This is a genomic window from Pyxidicoccus sp. M6 (assembly GCF_055568925.1).
This window is the reverse complement of record NZ_CM145714.1, coordinates 694,129-719,549: the sequence shown is the minus strand read 5'-3', so window position 1 is coordinate 719,549 and position 25,421 is coordinate 694,129. Positions and strand designations below refer to the sequence as shown.

Sequence of the window (25,421 nt, the reverse complement as noted above, 5' to 3'; positions counted from 1 at the left end):
GCATGCGGCACACACGGGGATTGACGCTGCTGGAGATGATGCTGGCGGTGGCGGTGATTGGCGGCCTCGCCAGTCTGGCGGTGGTGAACATCCAGGCGGGCGTGGACCGCCAGCGTGAGAACGAGGCGACGCGAGAGTTGGCGGCGCAGACGCTGCGGGCGCGGCAGCGGGCGATGGCCACGAACCAGCCGGTGCGCTTCGTGGTGGAGCAGAACGTGAGGCAGCAGAACGGGACGCTGCGCACGGTGGCGCGGTGGGAGCGGCTGAAGTGCGACAACGCATGGGACAACGACGCGTGCCCGCAGGCGGCGTGCCAGAACACCACGTGCCGGGCCACGCCGTCCTGCTGTGACGAGGTGGGGCAGGACCTGGTGCTGCCGCGTTCGATGAACGCGTCGGCGATGCACGGGCTCTGCTACCTGCCGGGCTCCGGCCGCGCGGTGAGGCCGGGCAACCTGGGCTGCATGCGCGGCCAGCTCGACGACGCGGCGGCCATGGCCACCGCGGCGCCGGGCAACCTCCGCGTCACCTTCACCTCCTCGCGCGCGCGCAGCCTGATGGTGGTGGAGCCGCTGACGGGGCTGGTGAATGTGCTCGACTGTGATTCGCAGTCCGCCAAGGCGAAACCGGTGGCGGAGTGCACGAACTGAGGTTCAGCGGAACTCGTCGACGATGCACACGCGCGCGCTGGAGGCGTCGAGGATGGCGATGCCCGGCTTGGAGTCGGGCCGCTTGCGGAGCTGACCGAAACCGAGCCGGGCCACGGCGCAGATGGGGATCTTGCTACCGACCCTCACGCGCTGGGATTCGTAGTACCGGATGACCACTTGAGGCCCACTGGTCCAGACGCGTCCGTAGAGCCTGCCGGGTACTTCGATGAGTCCCATATCCTCGCTGAGCACGCTCTCGATGGGCCCCTCGTACAGCGAGACGTCCGGAGCCCGGGACTGGTTCGCATCGAGTTGCACGAGGCCGGAGTCTCCCACGAACAGGCCCAGGTAGCTCATCACCTTCTTCGCCTCTTCCGGGCACTTCTCGGGACCCGGCGTCCCATCGGAGCGCAAGCGCACGTCTCCGGGAATTGGCGTCGAGGCACAGCCAGAAGACATCACGAGGAGGACGACGGCACACACGAGCATGAGCCTGCTGGCGGACATGCCTGCCGGTCCTACTTCCCAATCAGGCGATGCTCCAGCGTGACGAAGGCCGTCCGGAGTCCGTCATGCCGGTAGACCTCCAGGAAGAGGTCCGTCACTTGCCCGTTGTCCGCGAACGCGGATGCATCAGTGACGATGGCAATCGTCCCTGAGGTGCCGGGTGCGAACGATGGGGCTGTGGACTTGACTGCTCCGGTCCGCGCACTGCCGCTGGAGATGGTGGTCAGACGAATCCGCTGCACGCTCCAAGAGGTCTTCGCTTGGAGGTTCTTGACCTTGAAGACGACAGCCGCCTTCCCCTTTCCACGGAAGAGGCTCACGACGATTTTTGCATCGTCGTCATTTCCCGAGTAGCTCTCCTGCGCGATGAACGGTGTCTGCGCCACGGCCCCCGTAGCGAGGAGCGCCGCGAGCGCATGGTCCTCCGAGGTCTCCTCCTTTCGGAGTCGCTCGTTCTCCTCGCGCAGCGCCGTGGCCTCCTTCTTCACGCGGCTCAAGGTTGAGACCATGGCGTCGTAGCTCTCGGAGTCCCTGAACACGTTCACCTGCTGGTCCGTCAACTGCCCCTCGTCATCGGCCGAGGGCCGCAGGAGGAATGGAACCTCCGTTCCATCCTTGAGCGTCACCAGCAGAGGCACGCCTTCATCGGAGGCGAGGTCGCGAAGCGGCTCCAGGATGACCTTGCGCCCCACCACGCCCAGCGGCTCGAACCGTCCCTCCCAGCCCAGCATCCGCGTCCGCGCGGCGTCCACGGGCTGCTCGAAGCGCATGCTGGTGATGACCTGCCCGACCACGTAGATGAGATGGGTCACATCCGGCGCGCCTGAAGGCTCAGCACGCCCCAAAGCTCCTGCGGGTGCACGTGGGCAAGGGCGAGCGGGTGCGGGCACGTGACATGCGCCTGACTGACGCGCTGCCGCAGGGCGTGCTACGTGAGAAGGTGCGCGGCAACAACAGGGGGCGTGTATGCGCCTGAAGCGCATTGGGACCGCTGTGCTGTTGCTGATGGTGTTACCGCCGGGGACGGGCTGGACACAGGAGCCCGCGGCCACGGTGGAGTCTGGCGAGGACGGAACGCTCATCCTCGAGCCTGACCGCAATGCCTCGCTCGGGCCGGCCGAAGATGGCCAGGCCGAGCCCGAGTCGTTCGCACCCGCTTCCACGCGCCGCTCGTGGAAGTACCTGCTGCGGATGGAGGCGACGACACTGACGCTGCTGCCACGGCGCGGCGTCGGTGAGGAGGAAGGCTTCTTTCAGGTGGAGCCGCAAGCCGTGGTGGACGGCGGCCCGAAGCTGGGCCTCAACCTGGGGGCTCCGGTGCGGCTGCGGTTGTGGGGCGGCGTTGAGGGAGCGGGCCTGGTGCGAAAGGAGGACTGGGACACGCCGTCCGACTGGGGCCAGTGGGTGCGCTTCTTCCGGTTGGGCAATGAGTCGTCCCGGGTGGCCCTGTGGGGCGGCGCGCTGGACAGGTACAGCCTGCTGTCCGGGCACCTGGTGAGGCACTACTCCAACCGGAGCAACCCGGACTACCACCCGGCGGGAGTGGTACTGACGGGCACCGCGGGCCCGCTGTACACGGAGGCCTTCACCTCGGACCTCCTGGGCGCGCGCCTATTGGGCGCGGAAGTCGCGCTGGACGTGCAGCACGTCCTCTTCGGCCGGCCCCGGCGGCCAGGACGCTATGCGCTGGCGGTGTCCGCGGTGCATGACTGGGGACAGGCGGGAGGCGCGTCGAAGCCGGTGACGCTGGCGCACGTGGACGGCACCGTCGTCGTGGCGTCGCGACGAGACAGCCAGAGGGGCTTCGAAGCGCAGGTATTCGCCGGGTGGGGCGGGCGCCCGGGCGAGGGAGGCGCGTGGGGAGCGGTGGCTGGCGCGGGCGTGGACGCGCTGTCACCGACGCTGGACTTGCGCGCACGGCTGGAAGTGCGGCGTCAACACGGAGGCTTCCGGCAGGGTTACTTCGGCCCGGACTACGAGTTGGCGCGCTTCCAGGCGGCGGGCACCTCCGGACTGCCATTGGCGGACGTCTCCTTCCCGGAAGGGTACTCGGCCTACGGCGAGTTGCTGCTGGGCTGGGACGCGGTGGGGTTGGGAGAAGTGGTGCAGCGGCACCTGCTCCTCACCCTGGGCCTGGAGGCCTTCACCTGGGGCCGGGTGGACGTGGACGGGCGCCTGGGGCTGCAACTCTTCCACCGCGCCCTGGAAGTGTCCCTGCACGGCGTCGCGGTGGGCGCGGGCCAGCCGGGCACGCGCTACCTGGCTGCAGGTGAGGTGCGATGGCGCGTGTTTGGCGGAAGGCTGTACGCGCTGGGGCAGAGCGGCACCCTGCTGTACCCGACGCCGGAGGGTGCACTGCGCCCGGGTGGCTTCGTCTCGGTGGGCATGGGAGTGGACAATGCGCGCTGAGACTCGGCTGCTTCGTGGCGTGGGCCTGGGGTTGGCCGCTGCCCTCTTCGCCACGGGTTGCGCCTCGCTGCCGTCGTCCTCGAGCGGGCACGCCGCGACTCTGTCATACGCCCCGGGCCCATCCCCTGCACGCGGGTTGAGTGCCGCCACCGCCAGCCTCCCGGAGGAATCCTCTGGAATGGAGGACGAGGGGCCGCTGTACCGCCGCCTCCCCACCCAGACGCAGGGCGCGGGCTGGGGGGAGACGACGCCGCTACGGGCGCCTCGTGCCACTGCCGCCGTGTGCGGTGAGGTGCCCTCCGGCTGGCCCCACCTGGACTCGGAAGAAGCGGTGCTGGCCCCCTTCCTCGGGTGTACCAGCCCCGCGGCCTTCGTGGCCCTGCAGCGCACGGTGGACATGCCTCGGCTGGTGGAGGCCCTCTCCGACTGGAATGCCGTCCGGCTGGGCGCCCTGGGCCCGATGGATGAGAAGTCCTCGGAAACTCTCACTCACAAGCGGGCTGCATTCCTCGTCAACGCCACCGAGAGATACGGACTCCCCCGAGCGGAAATCTTTGCTCTCTTCGTCCTCCACGCTTCCTTCGACGACGAGCTACGCCAGCTCCTGCACCTGCTGAGGGACGGCAAGCAGCTGGGGGACACGTTGGGGCAGATGGCCGTTGTCCGCGAGGAGCTGCGGCGACGTGGGCTGGCGCTCTCCGAGTACCCCGACCGAGAAGAGCGCGCGGCGGATGTGCTCCGAGGACTGGGGCGCGCGGGCCGCGATGCACTCTCCAGCTCCTCGGTGAGCGACGGAGCCCGGTACCAGGACCTCACCGCGAAGCGAGGGCAGTTGCCGCCGCCCTATCAGTCCGCCCTCGACGAGGTGGAGAGAACGCTGATGGAGCGGCACTACGCGCCTGGAAGCACGGCGCTTGGGGCCTTCGACCACCTGACGTTCGGCGTGCCGCTGGGTTTCTACCACCTCGTAGCTGGCGCAGGGCACGGGGCGCACTCGCTGTACCAGGGCAGGTACGAGCAGGCCACGCGGGAGTTGGCGCCGGCCGCGTTGGCGGTGGCGCTGTACGCCGGAGGCAAGGGGGCTCGGGCCCTCGCGGAGTCCAGAGGGAGCGGGCTGTCGCGACTGGCAGCGCTCGATGCGGAAGTGCTGAAGGCCGTCGTTAAGGACCTGGAGGAAAAGCTCGGGAGCGACGTGGCTCGCGAGCTCTCCGCGCTCATCCGGGGCGAACGTGCAGCCGGCTATCTCGTGGCGGCCGAGGGACTGGATGGCGCGATGGCCATCCATGAAGCCCGAGGCAATGTGCCAAAGGCACAGGCCCTGCTGGCGGAGGCGTATCGCGAGCGCCCGACGGCCACGTCAACGAGGGGCGGCACGGGCAAGAGAGGCAGCGGCACAGCCGCCCTGCCGCCAGAGTCGGCCGGAATCGCACCGGAAGTGGCGGAAGCAAAGCTCCTGCAGGTGGAGGCCGAGACTGGCGGGCCGCGCTTGCCGATGGATGTGGCGTTCCTGAAGAAGCATCGCAAGGCGCTCCAGGCTGCTGCCCCTCCCGGAACTGAAGCCCACTCGCTCTGGCCCGACTACGTCTCGTATCTGGAGAAGAGGACCGCTGAAGTCGAGCAGGGCACGGCGGCCAAGGGCCCCTTGGAGTGGGCGGGCTACCGGGTCATGCGGACGCGGTACGCGCGGGGCCTCGCCTTCGAGCGACTCATGTTCTCCATCCTGGAAAAGGATGCGGCACTCCCGCGAGTCCAGCGCAAATGGCTGAAGGACTTCAACCAGCCACGAGTCTTGACGCATGTGGGAGTGGCGAAGGCGGACCTCCGCTTCGCGGACGCGCTCGTCATCGAGGACCGGCCGCCTGCCGGTCAACCACCTCGGGTGGAGACGTTCAGCTTCAAAAGCCGGGACTTCAAGTTACTGGATGATGATGCCCAAGCGGCGCAGATGACTGCGGACGCGAGCGACGCACTGAGGCATTACGGTGAGACGTTGAGCATCCGTCGGCCCGGGCACGAACAGACGACGCGGGTCCAAAAAGTCCATCTCATCTACGAGAACGCCCTCAAGCCAATGGATCTTGATGCGCTCGAGGCAGCTGTGAACAAAGCTGAGAGCAAGGCCAAGGGAGTGGAGGTGTCGTTTCAATGAAGGAGTTGAGTTTTCACGACCTGCCCCCAGAAGATCGCCTCCGATTCGTGCTTGAAGGGACCTTTGACGGTCAGACTGAATGGGAGAGCGTGCTCGCTCCATTCATCCAGGCGCTTGAAGTCAACGCTGGAGACTGGATGCCGGACGTGGTTCGGGGAGCGCGGCAACGGAAGTATTCGCACGCATCCATCAAGAAAGCACTGGAGGAACGGCAGGACGAAAACAGCACGTCTGTCGCATTGTATCGCGTGATGCCACCTGCGGTGGAACTGACACTTGACCTCAGGCGCTCTCCGCAGCCTTCTCGGTTGAGTTGCGGCCTCGGAATTCAGCCCATTTCCTTCTTCACGGAACTGGACCGGTGCCACAAATTCGTGGAGTTGGTGCGGAGTTGGGCTGCCCAGTATCCAGTCACCTATGCCATGGCGCACAGCATGGCTGACCGGCAATTGGCGGGGGCCCCCTACTTCGGGCGCGATGAAAGAACCTCGCGACGAGATGGGTTCGACAGGGTCTACGAGGTATTCTGGCTCAATATCTTCGGCCGGAAGTTGGTGGAAACCATCGGTCGCGAACGCGTGCTGTCCACGCCAGCTTACCGGGTAGAGGAGCTCCCCAACGGCTCCGTCCTGCTGGTGCTGAGGCCCACCGCAGCCGATGTCGTGAGCGATGAGGCGCGCGTCGCCCAGGCTCGCGCGCATGTCCATCTTCGGCCGGACCTCGACTTCGACACTGTGTTGCGCACCCTGCGTGAGCGCAGCGCCGCGCTCGCTCCAGTGGAGCCCCGCTTCCACCCGGACGTGGCACCGCTCCTCTCGCGCATGCCGGACGAGTTCGCCATCAGCGAGCGGCAGCGGAAGATTGCTGAGCTCAACGCGTACCGACCACCCGAGCCTGAGGAGTGGCTTCCAACGGCCCTTCCACCCGACGTAGAGAGCCAGGAGCGCACCCGCGACTCCTACGACGAACTCGCGGAGAGCCTGGTCGCGGCGCTGCACACCTCGGTGGACTCCCTCTTCGAGGCGACGCCGGAGTCACTGACCAACCTCGACTTCCACTTCTGGCGCGAGAACTTCCCCGAGAGGTACGAGCGGAAGCTCATCGACGAGCATACGGCACCAGCCGTGGGCGCCTACCTCGGCGGCGTGCTCGTGAGGCGCCTTGGCGGCCAGTGGATACCGCGCAAGAAGCTGGAGGAATCCCAGGTGCGAGTCGGAAACCGCGTCTGGCTGCCCTTCCTCCGCGCCCGCCGGTACATGGAATCCCGCCAATCGCTGCTCGACTACTCTCTGACGCAATTCTTCCGCGAGGCGGAGCGGCACCGCGCCTGACTCAGCAGAAGAGGACATGCCCCGAAGCCTCCGAGGCATGTCCCCCGTCAGCAACACTACGCCGCCAGCGCCTCGCGGCACTTGAGGCACACCTCACCGCCCTGCCCCACGGCCTCCGAGTACGTCCAGCAGCGCGGGCACTTCTCGCCCTTCGCCGGCAGTACCTCGGCCATCACGCGCACGCCTTCGCCGAAGGCCTGCGCGACGTCCAGCGTCTGCGCCTTCTCACCCGCCGAGTCCGACAGCTCCACCTGGCTGGTGATGAAGAGGCCCGGCAATTCGTCCAGGTGCGCCTTGAGGAAGTCGCGCGCCTTCGCGTCCGCCGTCAGCACCACCCGCGCCTCCAGCGACGCGCCGATGAGCTTGTCCCGCCGCGCCGCCTCCAGCACACCCTGCACCGCGCCGCGCACCGCGAAGAGCTTCCCGTACCGCTCCGCCAGCGCCGGCTCCATCTTCGCCGCCGGCTGCGGGAAGCCCGCGAGGAACACGCTCTCCGCCGGAGCCCCGGGCAGGTACTGCCACGCCTCCTCCGCCGTGAAGCTCATCACCGGCGCGAGCAGCCGCAGCAGCACCGACGCCACCTCGTGCAGCACCGTCTGCGCGCTGCGCCGCGCCTTCCCATCCGTCCGCCACGTGTAGAGGCGGTCCTTCAGGATGTCGAAGTACACGGCGGACAAGTCACCCGCGACGAAGTCCAGCACCGTCGCGTAGACGAGGTGGAACTCGTAGTCCTCGTACGCCTTGCGCACCCGCTCCACCACCTGCGCCAAGCGGCCTCGCGCCCACTGGTCCAGCGGCAGCAGCTCCGCCGCCGGCACCGCGTGCTTCGCCGGGTCGAAGTCGTAGAGGTTGCTCAGCGCGTAGCGGACCGTGTTGCGGACCTTCCGGTAGCTCTCCGACAGGCCCTTGAGAATCTGGTCCGACAGACGCACGTCGTTGCGGTAGTCGCTCGCGGCCACCCAGAGGCGCAGCACCTCCGCGCCGTACTGCGTGATGATTTTCTCCGGCGCGACGACGTTGCCCACGCTCTTCGACATCTTCTCGCCCTTGCCGTCCACTACGAAGCCGTGCGTGAGGCAGGCCTTGTAGGGCGACATGTCGCGCGTGCCCACCGCCACCAGGATGGACGAGTGGAACCAGCCACGGTGCTGGTCACTGCCCTCCAGGAAGAGGTCCGCCGGAATGCGCTGCCGCTTCTCCAGCACCGCGGAGAACATGCACGCCGAGTCGAACCACACGTCGAGGATGTCCGTCTCGCGGCGGAACTCCGTCTTGCCGCAGCGCGGGCACTTGAAGTCCGCGGGCAGGAACTCCTTCACCGGCGTGCGGTACCAGACGCCCACGCCCTCCGTCTCCACGCGGTCCGCCACCCGGTCCATCAGCTCGGGAGACACCACCGCCTCCTCGCAGCCCTCGCAGTAGGCGATGCAGATGGGCACGCCCCACGTGCGCTGGCGGCTGATGGTCCAGTCCGGCCGCGTCTCCAGCATGCCGCGGATGCGGCTGTGCCCCCACGAGGGCACCCACTGCACCTTGTCCACCTCGTCCAGCACCGCCTGGCGGAACGTCTTCTCGCCGCGGAACGGCTTGTCCAGCGGGATGAACCACTGGTACGTCGCACTGAGGATGATGGGGTTGTGGCAGCGCCAGCAGTGCGGATAGCTGTGCTTCACCGTGTCCTTGCTGTCATTGAGCAGGACGCCCTTCTCCACCAGCAGGCCGATGACGAGCGGGTTGGCCTCGAAGACCTTCTTCCCCGCGAGCAGCTCGCCCACCGTGTCGTCGTAACGGCCGTCCGGACGCACCGGGTTGTAGATGTCGAGCCCGTACTTCAGGCCGACCTCGTAGTCCTCCTGGCCGTGGCCCGGCGCCGTGTGCACGAGGCCCGTACCAGCCTCCAACGTGACGTGCTCGCCGAGGAGCAACCGCCCGCGCCGCTCGTAGAACGGGTGCTGGTACGTCAGGTGCTCCAATTCCTCGCCACGCACGTAGCCGACGATGCGGGACGGGTCCACCAGCGCCGCCGCCGAGACTTCACCGCCGGGCAGCTCCACGTGCTTCACCGCCAGCTCGTCCGCCTTCACCTCCGCCAGCACCTTGGGCAGCAGGTCCTTGGCCACGCAGATGACGCGCGAGCCGAGCTGGTAGAGGACGTACTCGAACTCCGGGTTGACGGCGATGGCCAGGTTGGCCGGCAGCGTCCACGGCGTGGTGGTCCAGATGACGTACGCGACGTCCTTCCCCTTCAGCGCGGGAAGCTTGTCGGCCACTTCGGGGCCAGCCCTGAAGGCCACGTAGACGGATGGGGACTCGTGGTCCTCGTACTCGACTTCCGCCTCGGCGAGCGCGGTCTGGTCGGTGAGGCACCAGTACACGGGCTTCTTGCGGCGGTAGAGCATGTCCCGCCGCGCGAAGTTGGCGAGCTCGCGGATCTCCTGTGCCTCGTAGGGGAAGTCGAGCGTCTTGTAGGGTTTGTCCCACGACGCGAAGGTGCCCATGCGCTGGGCCTCGCCCTTCTGGATTTCGATGAACTCCAGCGCGTAGGCGCGGCAGGCCTCCAGGAAGGCGTCGCGCGACAGGGTGCGCTTGTCCACCTTCTTGTCCTTGAGGCGCTTCTCCACCGCCTGCTCAATCGGCAGGCCGTGCGTGTCCCAGCCGGGGATGAAGTCGCACAGCCGCCCGGACATGTTGCGGTACTTGACGACGATGTCCTTGAGGACGCGGTTGAGCGCGTGGCCGGCGTGCAGGTGGCCGTTGGCGTACGGCGGGCCGTCGGGCAGCACGAAGCGCTCGGCGTTGGCGTTGCGCTCCAGAATCTTGTGCCAGATGCCCCGCTCCGCCCACCAGCCGAGCATGCGAGGCTCGAGCTGCGCGAGGTTCCCCTTCATGGGGAACTCCGTGCGGGGCAGGTTGACGCTGTCCTTGTAGTCCTTCTCTTTCGAGGGCGTGTCGCTCATGTCGAGAGCGGCCGTAACATGCTCCCTCGGTGCCTTCAATGCGCTCGGGTTCCGGTTTATGCTTGGTCGTCCACCCTGGCGGGGCTCGCTCCGCCGTCTGGCCTACCTCCTCCGAGGCGCTGCCATGAGGCATCTCCGACTGCTGCTCCTGCCGCTGGCCGTCCTGATGCTGTCCGGTTCCGCCCCCGCGGAGGCGTCCCCGGCGGGCGAGGGCGCGCCGGCCATCGCGCAGGGAAAGCGTGGCAACCCTCCGCCCGTGAAGGACGAGGACGGGAACGAAATCGCGCTGCCGCAGTACGACGCCAAGGCGATGCAGTGCGCGTCGAAGTGTCAGGAGCCCATCTCCCGCTGCATGAAGCAGTGCAAGCCGGACGACCGCAAGTGCACCTCGCGCTGCGCCCAGTCGATGGAGCGCTGCATGAAGAAGTGCGACCTCAAGCCGAAGCAGTAGCCCGCAGGCTCTGCATCGGCTGACTGGCTCAGCGCGGCGCAAAGCCAGACTTGCGCCGCGGGCTCTACTCCAACGGACTGGCTCAGCGCGGCGCCACGCCCAGCTTGCGGCTGAGCCCCACCATCAGCGTGTCGCCGTCGGGATTCGTGGTGATGCGCAGCAACTCCGTGCCGCGCTGGTAGGTGCCGGGCGCGTCCGGGTCCTCGACGAAGCCCGCGCGTCCCAGCTCCAAGCGGTAGAACTCCCGCACCTGCTCGGGCGTGGCCTTCACGGCGTACAGGGCCATCTGCGCGCCCTCCACGTTGGAGCGCGTCACCTGCTCCGCGCCCGCCATCACCGGCGCCCAGTCCAGCTTCGGGAGATTGCCCGGGTTGTACCGGGACACGTCGGACGTGCCGAGGATGAGCGTCACCGTCTTGTCCGGGTTGGGCTGGAAGATGACGGTGTAGGCCGTGAGCTTCTCCGTATCCAGCGCGGTGAGCATCGGCTCGGCGACGGGAGAAGTGAGCGCCCGCGGCGACGTGGAGATGAAGAAGCCCGCCGCGCGGAAGCTGTCCGCGAAGTGTTGGATGAGCCTGTCCATCGGCTCGCTGGAGCGGGCCACCTGCAGGTGCATGGGCACGCCGTCGGACACCTGAATCCCCGGGGACTCCACCCAGGCCATCACCCCCGGCACGTCCCAGCGGAACGGAGGCTTCCGCGAAGGCGTGCCCGCGTCCGGCGCGACGGCGGCGGGAGGAGGAGTCGGCGCGACGGACGGAGTCGCCGCGAGCATCAGCCACAGCAGCAGGGATGGCATCAAGGACACTTGTTCCCGAGGAAGCACCCGTCACGACGGGCATACGCCATGGGATAGGGAATGGCCTGCCAGTTGAGGCCAGGAGGCAGCAGACCGGGCGAAGTGGGCCAGCCCTTGAAGCCCATGGTGGACAGGCCGCCCATGGAGTCCGCGGGGAGCGGCTGGCCGAAGGCGGCCTCCTCGCCCATGGCGCTCATCCAGAACATGTTCTCCGCGCCGAAGAAGAACGGCAGCGGCAGCCCGCCAACGATTCGCTGCGCGAGCATGCTGCCGGAGAAGTCCGGCCCGAAGGCATTCACCATGAGGCTGACGCCGTAGACGCTCGCGGCCATGTTCCAGTACGGCACGTTCATGGGGCACGGCGCGGGAATGTCCGGGATGATGGGGCACATGCCGGACTCGTCGGGGCCGGTGAGGCCCCAGTCGTCCAGCATGCTGGTGAGGCGGCCCTGGCAGTTGCCGCCGGGCCCCGCGCGGCCCATGGCGCACACGCGGATGGGCCGCATGGCGTAGTGCTCCTCGTGGAAGAAGCCCTTGTCGTTCCCCGCCGTGCCGTCCTCCACGTAGCGCTGCGGAATCCGGATGGGCGTCAGGTCCGCCTGCGCCGTGCACGAGATGCCGCCGCCGTCGCTATAGGCCACGGTGGTGAAGACGGGATGGGGATTGAACGTGGGGCCGCCATCTCGGCACTCCACCGTCATGCCGTTGGTGCGGGTGAACGCCAGGGTGATGACGCCCGAGCCGTTGGTGGAGGTGCGGCTGTCGAAGTCGCGGTAGCGCGCCGTGGCCTCCTGGCCCGAGACGGCCGCCGCGTCACGGGACGGGCCCGAGTCGTGGGGCCACTCGTGCAGCTTGCGGCCGGTGGCGTCCAGCATCGCGGAGTGGGCCGCCTCCGTCACCTTCACGGAGAGGAAGGAGATTTCCGCGAAGTGGATGGCGAAGATGAGCACGGTGACGAAGACGAGCAGGCCCAGCGCCATCTCCACCGTGGCCTGTCCCCGCCCGCGCGCGCGCATGGAAGTGTCCACCATGCTCAGGGCCCTCCCTTGTAGCCCTGGCCGACCAGGGCCTCGTAGGCGTCCGCGGCCCAGCTCGCGTCCGCGTCGCGCAGTTCGTCCACCAGGTCGTCGCGGCCGCTGTCATCCACGGTGGCGGGCACCAACGTCGCGCGCCAGTAGGGGTTGAGCAGGTTGGGCGGCTCGCGCCAGTGGTCTCTGCGGTGGTAGTAGGCGATGCCCGTGGAGACGGCCGTCTGCCGGCTGATGTCGAGCCCGCCACCAGCGGGCCCCAGCACGATGCCCCGGTTGTCGAAGCCGGTGTTGGAGTTGCCGGAGAAGCGGAAGCGGAAGAACAGGTTCCACGGGTCCGCCCGGTTGCCGCGCGCCGAGTAGTCGCGCTGGATGACGGCGAAGTTCTTGGGCTGTCCCCACGCGTCGCCGCTGTCGTTGACGCGGATGGGGTTGTAGTCGATGAAGCTGGGCCACACGGACGGGCAATTCACATTGCCCACGCCGAAGCACGTGGACAGCGTGTGGCGCTGCTGCGCGGGCTCCATGTCGGCTCCGCCGAGGCGCGGGGACCAGGAGTGCCGGTCCCGGGTGTCCGAGGCATCCGTGGACTGCAGCACCGACGTCGCGACACCGACGCCGAAGGACGTCGTGGGGCAAGGCGCCTGGCCGCGATTGAAGGTGACGAAGCTGAGGCCGTGGTCATCCGCGATGGAGTAGGTGTCCCGCGTGCCCAGGAACGTGCCGTGCGTCTGCGACATGGACCAGTACGTGCTGCCGTCTCCCTGGATGAAGACGGTGTCCGGCGGCGTCAGGCGCCGCTGGATGCCCGCGGTGACGAGCCAGTCGTCGGTGGGGAAGAGGCCGCGGTTGGCGACGAAGCTGTGGCCGCGGCTGCCCATGGCCGCGTAGACGGCGTGGGCATTGGTGAGGTTGGGCCAGGAGATGGCCCCCAGGTAGGGCGTGGCCTCGCGCAGCGTCGTGCCGTTGCCGTCCACGTGCCACTCCTTGGCCCACGGGCTGCCCGCGCCGGCGTTCCGCGCGATGCGGTCCGCGGCCGACTGGTTCCTCAATTCCAGCAGCAGCCGTCCGTACTCCACGGCGTGCCCCAGCATGAACATCTGCTGCGCGGCGCGAGACAACCGCAGCGAGCGCATCGCGGCGGGGCGCTCCAGTTGGTCCCACTGCGGGGCAATCTCCGTGCGCTCATACCGCTGCAGGGCGTTCTGGCTTTTGCTGATGTCGCGGATGGCCCGGACGGCACAACTGCAGAAGCTCGTGCAGCCCGAGTAGGGGATGCAGCACGGCAGCAGCACGATGTATGGAATCATCGCGATGGTGTACGCGTTGCGCGTGGCGCCCACCTGTGCGCGGTAGTAACTGCTCCAGTCGATGAGGCTCTGCACCGCGGCCTGCGACACGAGGTGGCCAATCTGCGCCCGGCTCATCAGCGCCATCTCGTTGAAGACGCGAGCCGTCTGCGCGGCCTGGCTGTAGGCCGCCGCGTCCGCGGCCGCCTGGACCTCCATCTTCTCCTTCACCTTCATGCCCAGTGACAGCGTCAGCGTCACCAGCAGGGTGAGCAGCAGCATCGTCAGGGCGAACAGCACCAGCGTCTGTCCGCGTCGGAGGAGAGGCAGCCGATTCATAGGGCCTCGGGAGCGGGGGGACAGTTCTGCGTGAGGAAGAAGCGCCGCTGCACGGGTGTCATCATCCGCAGGGAAGCGGAGGCGTGGATGGGGATGACGTACTGCTCGGCACTGATTCGCCGCAGCGTCTCGTCGCGGATGAGCCCCTCCAGGCCCAGGGTCTCCGGGCCCTGGGTCCACCGCGCCTTCTCCGGCGGCATCAGCGGGTTCTGGCCCGTGTAGTCGCGCCAACCCCAACGCGCGAGCGTCAGCCGGGCGATGACCCAGTTGGCGAAGGGAATCTTCAGCGGGAACCAGTAGACCAGCCGCGTCTCCAGCCGGACGACGCCGGCATCCCATTGGTCGAAGTGCTCGTCCTCGCGCGGCACCCCGGCGGCCAGCGGGCTGTCGCGGATGATCCACACGATGGACTCCGTGTGATTGCCATCCGGCATGAGGACGCGGTTGGAGCGGCCGGGGCCACCGTCGTACCGGTTGTCTTTGCGGGCGGCGAAGGCGTTGGCGAGCTTCTGCGCGGGCGTCCCCCCGGGTCCGCCCAGGAACGAGTAGTAGCTGGGCATCAGCGCGAGGATGGCCGCGTGGGTCATCGCCTCGCAGTCACCATGGCGGACGCTGCCCACGCGCGTGGCGCGGAACGCGGCGTACTCCGCCATCAGGCGCCCCTGCATCATCAGGAACAGTTGAAGCAATCCCAGGATGAGGAACACCATCAACGGCAACGTGAGGGCGGACTCGACCATCGCCTGTCCGGATTCGCCCCCTCCTCGCCGACGAAATGAATTCATGACAAGGCTTATGTTCCGAGGATTCAATTCCAATCGGGCATCCGTCAACTTGACGAGACACGGCGGCCCGCGCCTCAGAGCGCCCTCCAGTCATACGTGCGTGTCGGCTGCAGGACAGAAGAGCCGGCAGGGGAGCAGGAAACCTGATGCAGCGTTCAGGCTCGGGCCGAGCTGATATGTCATTCCGGTTTCCGGTGGCCAACAGATGGCTCGGGCCCCGGCGTCGCTCGAGCCTGGAGCGTAAAGCCTGACGCGGCGCACAGGCTCCATTTGGCCAGCAGGGGCTTCGGCCCCGGAGCGGATTCAGGCCCCAGGGGCTTCGGGACACAACGCGGAACCGGGCCCCTGGAGCTTCGGGGCCCGGCGCGGCTTCAGGCCGCTGGGACTTCGCGGCCGACGCGCCCTACCGCGGCTTCATGCCCTTGGTATCGAGCTGGTACTTCTTCACCAGACGCTCGATGGACTTGCGGTGGAGGCCGCTCTCGCGAGCGGCGCGAGAGAGATTGCCCTCGCAGCGAGTCAGGACGCTGGTGACGTACTCGCGCTCGAAGTTCTCCAGGAGCTGCTCCTTCGCGTCCTTGAAGGAGAGGTGCTCGTTGAAGGGCAGCGGACCTTCACGGGCCTGGCCACGCACGCGCGGCGGCAGGTGCGCGGGGAGGACTTCCTCGCCCTCGCTGAAGGTCAGCACGTGCGACAGCACATTCATCAGCTCGCGCACGTTGCCCGGCCACGCGTAGGACATCAGCAGGCCCAGGGCCTCCGCGGAGAAGCGCTTCTTGCCGTGCTTGCCGACGACTTCCGGGTCCGCGAGCGCGCGCTTGAGGATGAGCGGGATGTCGTCGCGGCGCTGGCGCAGCGGCGGGAGCTGCACGGTGATGACGGAGAGGCGGAAGTAGAGGTCCTCGCGGAAGTTGCCCGCCTGAATCTCCTTCACCAGGTCCCGGTTGGTGGCGGCGATGACGCGGCAGTCCACCTCGATGACGTCGTTGCCGCCCACGCGCCGCACCTCGCGGTTCTCCAGCACGCGCAGCAGCTTGGGCTGGAGGTCGAGGCGCAGCTCGCCCAGTTCGTCGAGGAAGATGGTGCCGCCGTGAGCGCGCTCGAAGGCGCCGGGGCGGCCGGCCACCGCGCCGGTGAAGGCGCCCTTCTCGTGGCCGAACAGCTCGCTCTCGATGAGGTTGGGCGGAATGGCGCCGCAGTCCAGCACCTCCATGGGGCCCTGCTTGCGGCCGGACAGCTCGTGGATGGCGCGCGCCACCAGCTCCTTTCCGGTGCCCGTCTCGCCCTGGATGATGACGGACACGTCCAGCGGGGCGATCTTCTTGATGAGGCCGAATATCTGCCGCATCTTCACGCTCTGCCCCACCATGCCGCACAGCTCGCTGTCGCGGTCCGGCTCGATGGTGACCTCCTCGTCCAGCGGCGCGAAGGTCAGCAGCGAGGAGCCGGCGCGAATCTGCGAGCCGGGTGACAGGTAGGCGCGTTCGATTCGCCGCCCGTCGAGGAACGTGCCGTTGGTGGAGCCCAGGTCCACCAGGAGATAGCCGCGCTCGGTGAACTGGATTTCGAAGTGGTGGCGGCTGGCGGTGCGGTCCTCCACGAGGACGAGGTCATTGCCGGGGTGGGCGCCGCAGCGCAGGCGCTCCTTGTCACTCACGACGGAGCGGCCGGTGTCGGGGCCGGAAGAGACGGAGAGGCGACACTTGTGGAGCTTCACCGTGGTGCGGGGGTCCACCACGAGGGTCTCCCCCAGGAGCGGGGAGCCGGTCAGTTCCTGCCCGATGTCGCCGGGACTGGTGTGGATGTCATCAGGGTGCTGAGGGGGGGAACTCATCTGACGGAAGGATAGCAAACGGCACCCACTCGGCCCGCCCTGTCGGGTGGGACGGTGCTAGGCTCCCGCGCCCCGCCCATGTCTCCCCGCAAAGCGAAGTCGAAGAAGGCCCCGGCCCTGCCTGGGACCCAGGCGCCCGAGCGTCCCGCGCGAGCGCCCCGCCGCCCGCGCGCGAAGAAGACGGTGGCCATTCTCTCCCGCAAGAGGTCTCTCTACTCCACCCGCCGGCTGGTGGAGGCCGTGAAGGAGCGGGGCCACCGGCCGCTCGTGTTCGACACACTGCGCTGCTGCCTGCTGCTGGCCCAGGGCAAGCCGCGCATGACGTACCGCGGTGTGGAGGTGCGCGGCGTGGACGTGGTGGTGCCGCGCATCGGCGCGTCGATTACGGCCTACGGCCTGGCGGTGGTGAACCACTTCGAGATGATGGGCGTGCCCGTCCTCAACCCGCCCACGTCGATTGCCCGGAGCCGCGACAAGCTGCGCGCGCTGCAGTTCCTGGCGCGCGCGGGGCTGGACATCCCCCGCACCGTCATGGCGCATGACCGCAGCAACGTGCGCCGGCTGGTGGACGAGGTGGGCGGGCTGCCCGTCATCATCAAGCTCATCAAGGGCACCCAGGGCGTGGGCGTGATGATTGCCCACACGCTGCCGGAGGTGCAGACCATCCTGGATACGTTCTGGGACCTCGGGCAGGAAATCGTCCTCCAGGAGTTCGTGGCGGAGAGCGAGGGGCGCGACGTGCGAGCGCTGGTGGTGGGCAACCAGGTGGTGGGCGCCATGCGCCGCAAGGCGAAGAAGGGCGAGTTCCGCTCCAACATCCACCGCGGCGGCGAGGGGCAGGCAATCGAGCTTCCCAGGGCGTACGTGGAGGCGGCGGTGCAGGCGGCGCGCGTGCTCGGGCTGGAGGTGGCGGGCGTGGACATGCTGGAGGGCCGCGCCGGGCCCCGGCTGATGGAAATCAACTCCAGCCCGGGCTTCGAGGGACTGGAGGGAGCCACGGGGCAGGACATCGCCGGGGCCATCATCGACCACGCGCTGGTCTACGCCGAGGAGAAGGCGGGCGGGCTGCGCGCGCGCGAGGGGTGAGTCACAAAAAGGCCCGCTGTCTCCTGGGCGTGCGAGGCTGCCCGCACGCCTGGCAGCAGGCGAGCCTTCAGGGCAAGGCACCTTGCATGCTCCTCAGGAACACAGGAATGCACTTCGCGGCGGGTTGTCCTCGGGAGTTGGCAGCGGCGTGGAGAGCCTTCTAATCTGGCGCCCCTCCATGAAAACGCTGCACAAGCCGCTGCAGATCATCGTCTACCAGGATGTGCTCTGTGCCTGGTGCTACCTCGCCGACGCGCGCCTGGACGTGCTGCGCCAGGAGTTCGGCGAGGCCATCCGCTGGAGCGTCAGGCCGTATCCGCTGCGCCTCCACGACGCCCTGCCCACGGAGCGCGAGAAGCGCGGCCTGGTGGAAGAGGTGCAGCGCGCGCAGCGCGAGGCGGACCCCGCCGCGCGACTGTTGTCCACTGACCTGTGGCTGGGTGGAGATCCTCCGCGCACCAGCGTGCCGGCGCTGGCGGCGCTCGAGGCGGCGCGGCTCCAGGGCCCGCAGGCGCGCGCGTTCCTCGCGAAGTCCATGCAGCGCGCGGCGCTGGAGCAGGGCATCAACGTGGCGCGCACGGACGTGGTGTTCGAGCTCGCGTCGCGCGTGGGCCTGGCGATGAACGAGTTCTCCGCGGCGTTCCGCTCGGAGGAGACGCGCCGGCTCATCCTCGACGAGCACCGCGACGCGGCCAACCGCGGCGTGCGCGGCGTGCCCACGCTGGTCATCGGCGGCCGCTGGATGCTGTGCGGCCTGCGCGAGCTCTCCGAGTACCGCGAGCACATCCTCGCGTGCCTGGGGAAGTCCGCCGCGCCGCGCTCGGGCTCCCCCGAGCGGCTGGTGCACTGAAGTCCCTGCCTCCCGCGCTCAGCCCTCTTCCACGCCGTTGCTGAGCGTCAGGTAGAGACCGGCAATCAGGAGCTGGACGAGGCCCGCGGCGGGGAGCACGCCCACGCAGCACGCGATGAAGCCCGCCAACGCGATGAAGCCGCCGAGCAGCAGGATGCCCAGGATGGGCAGGCGCTGTCCGCGTGAGTAGGTGAAGCAGCGGCGCAGCGTCTCGAGGGGCCGCGGGTCCTCGCTCCGGGCCAGCTCCGCCTGTACCAGCGCCAGCGGCGTCGTCAGCCACAGGCCCGGGAAGATGGTGAGCCCGCCGCCCACGAGCACCATCGACACGATGCTGGGGCCCAGCGACCCGAGGACGCGAATCAGCTCCGCCGAGGGGTCATTCCCTCCGTTCGCCCCCATCCAGTCCGCGCTCCGGAGCAGGTCGAGCCCGCCCGTGAGGGCCGCCGCGCCCAGCGCGCCGCCGAGGATGAGCATGAAGAGAGGAAACACCACCGCGTAGGTGAGCAGCGTGGTGAGCAGGTACGGGACGGCCTTGTGGAACTGGGTGAACATCCGCGCCAGGTCCGCGCGCCGGCCCTCGAGCACGTCGAACAGCATCCGCAGGAAGCCCAGGGCCACCAGGCCCTGCACCACCGAGGACAGCACGAACCCGGCGACCATGAACGTGATTCTGATGGCCCAGCGGTCCGACAGCCCGCCCATGAAGCTGAGCACCTGCGAGACGAGGCCGCCCGCGAAGCTGCCAGCGATGGTGATGAGCACGCCGACGGTAATCATCACCCACTCGCGCGTGAAGGCCTCCCAGCACGTCTCCAGCAGCGCGCCGACGCTCCAGTTGTCACGGCTCAGCGCGAAGGGCGGCGCGTCGAGCCCGGCACGCTGGCGGCAGGTGGGGCACATGGCCTGGGTGCCGGACTCGCTGCACACCTCGCACATGAAGTTGCCGCAGCGCATGCAGGTGCGCGACGCCGCCCGCTCGGGGTGAGTCGGGCAGAGCGCGCCCGCGCCTCGTCCGAAGTCCATCTCCGCCATGTTCCGCGCTCCTTGCTCGGCAGCCGGCCAGTCCACCCGGCTCGGGGCCACCCACATTTCCACCTATACCAACCGGGGCAGTGTCCACCAGAGGACGGCAGAGGGTATCCTGGGAGGGGAAAACGCCCCCGGCGGGGGCGATCAACCGGGGAGCGTTCTCCGGTGTGAATTTTCGGCGCCTCGCCCCGTCTCCTTCCGTGTGGTCGCGAAAGTGGAGGGCCTGCCGCTCCACTTTGCCCAGGAGATTCCTCACATGCGCCGCCTGCTCGCACTCACCGTTCCGCTCGCCCTGATGATGGGGACCGGCTGTGTTGCCCACGTCCACGACGGGCCGTACCGGACCTACCGGACGGTCGAGGTGGACTACAGCTACTCGGGTGACCATCCGGTTCCCGACGAGTACGGCGGCGGGTGGTGCTCGGACGTGCACGTGCACGTGCACGACTACCGGCCGGTGTCGACGTACTACACGTACACGGACAACGTGTATTACTACCGGGGCCCGTCGGTGGTCTGGTACTGGGACTACCACCCGATTTTCGGCGGCAGCGGTTACTGCAGCCTGCACGGGCGCCACTCGCACGACTACTACCCGAGCTCCAGCGGCGGCTACCGCTACGAGCGCAACCGCGGCTACGTGTGGGACCGGACGCACCGGGCCTCGCCGGTGTACAGCTACGTGGGCGCCTCGCGCGCTCCGTCGCGTGCGTCCAGCTACAACAGCGGTGGCACCTCCTACGGCCGCAACCCGCCGCCGTCCGGCACCGGCTACGGCAACGCGCCTCCGCGCGGCAGCAACAACGGCCCGTGGGGCAACGGCGGCAGCCACTCCGGTGGCGGCTACAACAACGGTGGCAACAGCGGCGGCGGCTACAACAACGGGGGCAACGGCAACTCCGGCAACGGCGGTGGCTACGGCGGCAACTCCGGCAACGGCAACAACGGCGGCGGCTGGGGCAACAGCGGCAACGGCAACTCCGGCAATGGTGGCTACGGTGGCCCGCCCCCGGGCCGCGGCGGTGGCCGGGGCAACGGCGGTGGCTACGACCGTGACGACGACGACCGTGGCAACTCCGGCCATGGCAACAACGGCGGCGGCTACGGCAACTCCGGTGGCGGCAGCTCCGGCAACGGCAACAGCGGCGGTGGCTACGGCGGCAACTCCGGCAACGGCAACTCCGGCCATGGCAACTCGGGCAATGGCAACTCGGGCGGCAACTCGGGTGGTGGCTGGGGCAACTCCGGTGGCGGCAGCTCCGGCAATGGCAACAGCGGTGGCGGCTACGGCGGCAACTCCGGTGGCAGCTCTGGTGGCAGCTCGGGCAGCGGCAACTCCGGGCGGGGCTGGGGCAACTCCAGCGGCTCCAGTGGCAGCTCCAGCGGGAGCGGCAGCTCCAACCCGCCGTCGGGGCGCGGCAGCTCCGGCAGCCGGGGCAGCAGCAGCGGCAGCGGCTGGGACAGCGGTGGCAGCAGCCGGAGCTCCAGCGGCAACAGCGGTTGGGGCAACAGCAACTCGGGCTCCAGCAACAGCTCCTCCTCCGGCTCGACGCCGGGTGGCCGCGGGCGCTCCGGCAAGAGCAGCGGCGGCAACGGCGGCTGGCGCTGAATCACCCGCCGCCGCGCGGCGGAGTTGAACGCGGCGCGGCGGTGACGCCTCCAGGTTGATGGATTCCCGACACCGGGCGAGTCCTCCTGTCCGAGCCGGACAGGAGGACCGCCCGGTGTCTCGCTTCATGCGTTGCATGTTCGACGCGGCGTCGGACAGGGGACGGACGGCGGACGGGGTGGATTGCCGCCGTGGGAGGCCGTGAAGAGTTTCTGGCCGATGAAGCGCCCTATCCTGATTGCCATCTGTGTCCTGCTGGGGCTCGCGTCGGGCTGTGGCTCCAGCGGTGCGTCACCGGACCCTGGCGTCCGCACCGAGGATGCCGAGGCGGTGGACCTGGACAACCTCCGCATCCGCGTCAGCGGCCGTGCGGACGTGCTGCCCGAGGCCGCGCGCCTGCTCCAATCCCGGGGACAGCCGATTCCCTCGCTGGACGGCGTGCCCATCTCCATCGAGGAGCCGCTGCGCCTGTCCGTCAGTGACGCGAATGCCAGCCTCGGCACTGGCGCGCTGTCCGCGAACGGCGCGTTCAGCGTGGACGAGGTTCCGGTGCGCGAGGTGCACCAGAGCGTGGCGGTGGGCATCGCCGCGCCGGGCTTCGTGCACACGGCCTCCGTCGTCTACGACACCGCCTTCACCGGCGCGCGGCCACGCGTGGACCTCGTCGACGTGCGCGCCTGGGCGCTGCCGGAGGCCTTCCACGACGCGCTCTCCGCCGCCGTGGGCGAGGCGCGCCTGCGCGGGCACACGGGCGACAAGGCCGCCACGCTGCGCGACGCGGGCTTCGTGCTCGGCCGCGTGGTGGACATGGACGGGCGGCCGGTGGCGGGCGCGCGCGTGACGCTCGACCGCGATGACCGGGCCGACCGCATCTACTACCCCTCGACGGACTTCAGCTCCGTCACCCAGGGCGGCACCGACGCGGATGGCCTGTTCCTCTACGTCCACAACGGCGCGGACGCGGAGACGTACCGCCTGAGCGTGGACGGCGCGGACGGCTATGTGCCACGCAACGTCGGCGTCGCGCCCGGCTGGGGACTGTTCCTCACCGTCTACCCGGGCAACTACCCGCCTCCGTGACGGTGGGTGCCGGGAACGGCCATGTCGTCCCGGCGCCAGCGACACGCCTCGCGATATCGAGGAGCCGGACCGACGCCCGCTCCCCTGCTCCACGACCGGACGCCGCAGGCTCGCAAGCCTCGGATACGGGCCGCGCCCACCTTCGCGACGGAGGTGCGGCGCCATGGAGCGACACGTCATGCGGGGCTACGCGCACCTCCCGGTGCGCAAGCACGAGCGCACGCGTCCCTCCCACCGCCGGCCCGGCCGGTGGCTCCCGACGGACCGCTTCGAGCGGGAGAACGCCATGGCCTCCCTCTGGGCCATGGTGGGCACCCTCCTCGCGCTGTTCCTCGCGCCGGGCCTGAACGGCTTCATCGCCGGCTGGATGTGCTTCGGCGCGCTTCGTGACATCGGGCGGGCCCTGCGCATGTCGCTGCTGGCGCTGGGGCTCGCGGTGCCGGGGCTGTGGCTCATCCTCGGTCCACTCGGCCTGCCCATCCTCGGCCTGTATCCGGGCGTGGGCACCGGGGAGGCGATATTGCTGTCGGTGGGTGGGCTGCTGCTCGGCATGGGCGCGCGGAGCCTGCTGTCGCGGGCGGCACACGGCCTGCGCCGGCGCTCGCGGGCCTGAAGGCTCACACGCGTCCGACGCGGCCACCCTCCACCGAGCCGGGCCACCGACGCCCTGCCCCGCTGGCCGATGCCGCACGCCCGCGCGCGACACATGCCTTTTTCGGGGGCGCCCATGCCGGCAGCGGGCCCTTCCTGGACCCGGGCCACTGCCCGACCCCAGGGCTGGAAGAGCACCGCGTTGCGGGAGTCGCCAGGGATGAGCAGCAGGACCGCCAGGCCCCAGAGTCGTACCGCAGCCACGGTCCGCGCGCTGGCCTGGTGCGCGGCGCTGGGAGTCCCCGCCATCGGCGTCCTGACGCTGGTGGGCCACATGCGGAACGTGACGGTCCTGAAGTCGATGATGGCCGGCTACCCCGCCACGCCGCCCCCGAGCAGCCTGGCACTGATGCTCGGCGGAGTCTCACTGGGCCTGCGGCTGCCGCGCCGCGCCTCCCGCGTGCGCTCGGCACTGTCCATCACCTGCGCGCTGGCGATGACGGCCATCGGCGCGGCGAGCCTCGTCCAGGACAGCACGAGGATGCGCAAGGGCATGGACTCGCTGCTCGCGAGGGTGCTCGGAGAAGACGTCGCGCAGGTGGGGCGCTCCTCGTCGCTCACTTCGGTGTGCCTGCTGCTGCTGGGCCTCGCGCTCGCGCTGCTGGGCAACCGCCGGAAGTGGATGACGCGGGACACGCTCACGGTGCTGGCGATGCTGCTGGCGCTGCTCGGCTTCAACGGCCTGCTGCTCGGTCCGCTGCTGGGAGAAGGCCCCAATCTCCTCCTCGCGCAGCGGGGCATGGGGCTGCTCACCTCGCTCGCGCTGCTGCTGTTGTGTCTGGGGACGCTGTGCGCGCGGCCGGAGCAGGGACTGGTGGCGCGCGTCACCCGCGACACGCTGGGCGGGTTCCTCGCGCGCAGGCTCGTCCCGGTGGCGATGCTGGGGCCGCTGCTCCTGGGCGTGGCGCTGGTGCTGCTGTACGGCGCGGGGGCCATCCACCACGACGCGAAGCTGCCCCTCTTCGCCACCGTGGTGTGCGCGGGCGGCACCGGGCTGGTGCTGCTGGCGGCGCGGGCGCTGGACGTGCTCGAGGCGAAGCGCCGGCAGACCACCGCCGCGCTGGAGTCCTCCGAGGCGCGCTACCGCGGGCTGCTGGAGACGACGCCGGCCCCGGTGCTGACGGTGGACGCGCGCGGGCTGTTGCGCTTCGTCAACGCGGAGGCGGAGCGCGTGTTCGGCTACCGTCGCGAGGAGTTGCTCGGGCGCGAGGTGGAGGTGCTGGTGCCGGAGGGACTCTTCGGCGGACGGCGTCTGGCCGCCGCGCCCGACGAGCGCTCCCTGCACGGGCTGCGCAAGGACGGCACCGAGGTGAAGCTGGAGGTCCGGCTGAGCCTCCTCTCGGACCCGGAGGGAACGAGCCTGCTCGCCCTGCTCCGCGACGTCACCGAGCGCGAGCGATACCTCGCCGGCGTGCAGCGTGCCCACGAGGAGGCAGAGGTGCAGCGCAGCCTCCTGCAGGTGGTGCTGGAGCACGCCCCCGTGGGCGTCATGTTCATCGACCCGCTGACCGGCACGCTGGTGAGCAACCGCGTGGCGGAAGCGCTGTACGGCCGGGCGAAGCCGGCGGTGAAGCAGAGCGAGTACCTGCCCCACCTGCGCCACCCGGACGGGCGGACCGTGGAGCTGGCGGAGCTGCCCTCCACGCGCGCGGCGGTGACGGGCCGGGTGGTGGGCCCGGAGGAGTTCCTCATCGTGCAGCCGGACGGGCACACCGTCCCCGTGCTGTCCACGGCGGCGCCCATTCCAGGGCCCTCGGGCGGCACTCGCGGCGTGGTGGTCAGCTTCCAGGATTTGACGACGCGCTACGAGCTGGACCGGCTGCGCGAGGAGTACGTGGGCCTCATCTCGCATGACCTGCGCGGCCCGCTCCAGGTCATCAACCTGCGCGCGAGCCTCCTTCAACGCGGCCTGCACGCGCGACACCTGTCACGCGAGGAGGGACTCACCGAGGCCATCCTCCACAGCGTGGGCTGGATGAGCTCCATGATTGAGGACCTGCTGGAGGGCTCGCGGCTGGAGTCGAGGCGGGCGCCGCTGCGCCGCGAGCCGAAGGACCTGGTCCGCTTCCTGGAGGAGGTGTTGGAGCGCGACGTACCGCCGGACCTGCGCGAGCGTTTCCGGCTGGAGGTGGCGGGCACGGTACCGACGGTGTGGGTGGACCCGGCGCGGCTGGAGCGGGTGATGGCCAACCTGCTCGGCAACGCGGCGAAGTACAGCCCGCCGCCGCTGCCGGTGGTGGTGCGGGCCCGCGAGAAGGACGGGGGGGTGGTGGTGTCCGTGAGCGACCAGGGGCCGGGGCTCGCGCCCGATGACGCCGCGCACATCTTCGACAAGTACTACCGCACGAAGCAGGGTCGCACGTCCGACGAGAAGGGCCTGGGCCTGGGGCTCTACATCAGCCGGCTCATCGTCGAGGCGCACGGCGGCCACATCTGGGTGGAGAGCGAGCCCGGCAAGGGCGCGGCGTTCTGCTTCAGCCTGCCGGTGGCCCCCCCGCGCGAGGAGCCCGCCTCCGGCTCGCGCCCGGACTCACCGAGGCCGGGCAAAGACGCGTGAGCCGCCGCACCGGCAACGTCGCGGAGGCCGA

General features: G+C 69.4%; 20 protein-coding genes. 11 read left to right on the top strand and 9 right to left on the bottom strand.

Translation table 11 applies throughout. From position 1 onward, the window contains the following. The first annotated feature begins 2 nt into the window (after positions 1 to 2). On the top strand, positions 3 to 650 hold the full coding sequence (locus ACVTJA_RS02965) for a pilus assembly FimT family protein (RefSeq protein WP_465833616.1): 648 nt from the start codon (positions 3 to 5) through the stop codon (positions 648 to 650). Between the two features lie 3 nt (positions 651 to 653). On the opposite strand, the gene ACVTJA_RS02960 is transcribed toward ACVTJA_RS02965, so the two are convergent. Together ACVTJA_RS02960 and ACVTJA_RS02955 are read right to left on the bottom strand one after the other, a co-directional pair. Next, the gene (locus ACVTJA_RS02960; protein ID WP_465833615.1) at positions 654 to 1,157 is read right to left on the bottom strand and encodes a hypothetical protein; all 504 of its coding nucleotides are present in this window, start codon (positions 1,155 to 1,157) and stop codon (positions 654 to 656) included. Between the two features lie 11 nt (positions 1,158 to 1,168). Then, positions 1,169 to 1,969 (bottom strand): DUF2381 family protein, encoded by an 801-nt coding sequence (locus ACVTJA_RS02955; protein ID WP_465833613.1) that lies wholly within the window; start codon positions 1,967 to 1,969, stop codon positions 1,169 to 1,171. A 154-nt stretch (positions 1,970 to 2,123) separates the two neighbouring features. On the opposite strand from ACVTJA_RS02955, the gene ACVTJA_RS02950 reads away from it, so the two are divergent. The 3 genes from ACVTJA_RS02950 (at position 2,124) to ACVTJA_RS02940 (ending at position 7,046) form a co-directional block, all read left to right on the top strand. After that, positions 2,124 to 3,566, top strand: coding sequence for a hypothetical protein (locus tag ACVTJA_RS02950; protein WP_465833611.1), 1,443 nt, complete (start codon positions 2,124 to 2,126; stop codon positions 3,564 to 3,566). 331 nt (positions 3,567 to 3,897) lie between these two features. Beyond that, positions 3,898 to 5,715 (top strand): hypothetical protein, encoded by a 1,818-nt coding sequence (locus tag ACVTJA_RS02945; RefSeq protein ID WP_465833609.1) that lies wholly within the window; start codon positions 3,898 to 3,900, stop codon positions 5,713 to 5,715. Continuing rightward, positions 5,712 to 7,046, top strand: a complete 1,335-nt coding sequence (locus tag ACVTJA_RS02940; protein ID WP_465833608.1) for a hypothetical protein — start codon at positions 5,712 to 5,714, stop codon at positions 7,044 to 7,046. The genes ACVTJA_RS02945 and ACVTJA_RS02940 overlap by 4 nt, the downstream gene beginning before the upstream one ends. Positions 7,047 to 7,102: 56 nt before the next feature. On the opposite strand, the gene ileS is transcribed toward ACVTJA_RS02940, so the two are convergent. Beyond that, positions 7,103 to 10,003: an isoleucine--tRNA ligase gene (gene ileS, locus ACVTJA_RS02935; protein WP_465833606.1), complete on the bottom strand. Its 2,901-nt coding sequence runs from the start codon at positions 10,001 to 10,003 to the stop codon at positions 7,103 to 7,105. Positions 10,004 to 10,127: 124 nt separating this feature from the next. On the opposite strand from ileS, the gene ACVTJA_RS02930 reads away from it, so the two are divergent. Beyond that, a complete protein-coding gene (locus tag ACVTJA_RS02930; protein WP_465833605.1) occupies positions 10,128 to 10,454 on the top strand; it encodes a hypothetical protein in 327 nt (108 codons plus the stop codon). Positions 10,455 to 10,536: 82 nt separating this feature from the next. On the opposite strand, the gene ACVTJA_RS02925 is transcribed toward ACVTJA_RS02930, so the two are convergent. The 5 genes from ACVTJA_RS02925 to ACVTJA_RS02905 form a co-directional block, all read right to left on the bottom strand. Then, complete coding sequence (locus tag ACVTJA_RS02925) at positions 10,537 to 11,253, bottom strand: hypothetical protein (RefSeq protein ID WP_465833603.1); 717 nt, start codon at positions 11,251 to 11,253, stop codon at positions 10,537 to 10,539. Beyond that, a complete protein-coding gene (locus ACVTJA_RS02920; RefSeq protein WP_465833602.1) occupies positions 11,253 to 12,284 on the bottom strand; it encodes a TadE/TadG family type IV pilus assembly protein in 1,032 nt (343 codons plus the stop codon). The genes ACVTJA_RS02925 and ACVTJA_RS02920 overlap by 1 nt, the downstream gene beginning before the upstream one ends. Before the next feature lie 2 nt (positions 12,285 to 12,286). Then, positions 12,287 to 13,909, bottom strand: coding sequence for a pilus assembly protein TadG-related protein (locus tag ACVTJA_RS02915; protein WP_465833600.1), 1,623 nt, complete (start codon positions 13,907 to 13,909; stop codon positions 12,287 to 12,289). Beyond that, positions 13,906 to 14,649, bottom strand: a complete 744-nt coding sequence (locus tag ACVTJA_RS02910) for a TadE/TadG family type IV pilus assembly protein (RefSeq protein ID WP_465833598.1) — start codon at positions 14,647 to 14,649, stop codon at positions 13,906 to 13,908. The genes ACVTJA_RS02915 and ACVTJA_RS02910 overlap by 4 nt, the downstream gene beginning before the upstream one ends. A gap of 448 nt (positions 14,650 to 15,097) precedes the next feature. Then, positions 15,098 to 16,528 carry a sigma 54-interacting transcriptional regulator gene (locus tag ACVTJA_RS02905; RefSeq protein WP_465833596.1) on the bottom strand — a complete coding sequence of 477 codons (1,431 nt, stop codon included), beginning with the start codon at positions 16,526 to 16,528 and terminating at the stop codon, positions 15,098 to 15,100. Between the two features lie 78 nt (positions 16,529 to 16,606). Here ACVTJA_RS02905 and ACVTJA_RS02900 point away from each other — a divergent pair, with 78 nt between their 5' ends. Together ACVTJA_RS02900 and ACVTJA_RS02895 are read left to right on the top strand one after the other, a co-directional pair. Then, the gene (locus tag ACVTJA_RS02900; RefSeq protein WP_465833595.1) at positions 16,607 to 17,614 is read left to right on the top strand and encodes an ATP-grasp domain-containing protein; all 1,008 of its coding nucleotides are present in this window, start codon (positions 16,607 to 16,609) and stop codon (positions 17,612 to 17,614) included. A gap of 178 nt (positions 17,615 to 17,792) precedes the next feature. Further along, a complete protein-coding gene (locus ACVTJA_RS02895; RefSeq protein ID WP_465833593.1) occupies positions 17,793 to 18,464 on the top strand; it encodes a DsbA family oxidoreductase in 672 nt (223 codons plus the stop codon). Positions 18,465 to 18,482: 18 nt separating this feature from the next. Here the strand turns inward: ACVTJA_RS02895 and ACVTJA_RS02890 are convergent, their stop codons facing one another. Next, entirely contained in the window at positions 18,483 to 19,496 is a 1,014-nt protein-coding gene (locus ACVTJA_RS02890) for a B-box zinc finger protein (RefSeq protein ID WP_465833591.1), read from the bottom strand. A gap of 253 nt (positions 19,497 to 19,749) precedes the next feature. Between ACVTJA_RS02890 and ACVTJA_RS02885 the strand changes: the two genes are divergently transcribed. The 4 genes from ACVTJA_RS02885 to ACVTJA_RS02870 all read left to right on the top strand — a co-directional run bounded on the left by ACVTJA_RS02885 (position 19,750) and on the right by ACVTJA_RS02870 (position 25,390). Beyond that, positions 19,750 to 21,102, top strand: coding sequence for a hypothetical protein (locus ACVTJA_RS02885; protein ID WP_465833589.1), 1,353 nt, complete (start codon positions 19,750 to 19,752; stop codon positions 21,100 to 21,102). Positions 21,103 to 21,321: 219 nt separating this feature from the next. Continuing rightward, positions 21,322 to 22,182, top strand: a complete 861-nt coding sequence (locus ACVTJA_RS02880) for a carboxypeptidase-like regulatory domain-containing protein (protein WP_465833587.1) — start codon at positions 21,322 to 21,324, stop codon at positions 22,180 to 22,182. Between the two features lie 163 nt (positions 22,183 to 22,345). After that, complete coding sequence (locus ACVTJA_RS02875) at positions 22,346 to 22,795, top strand: hypothetical protein (protein WP_465833585.1); 450 nt, start codon at positions 22,346 to 22,348, stop codon at positions 22,793 to 22,795. A 198-nt stretch (positions 22,796 to 22,993) separates the two neighbouring features. Then, a complete protein-coding gene (locus ACVTJA_RS02870) occupies positions 22,994 to 25,390 on the top strand; it encodes a sensor histidine kinase (RefSeq protein ID WP_465833583.1) in 2,397 nt (798 codons plus the stop codon). Positions 25,391 to 25,421 lie beyond the last annotated feature (31 nt).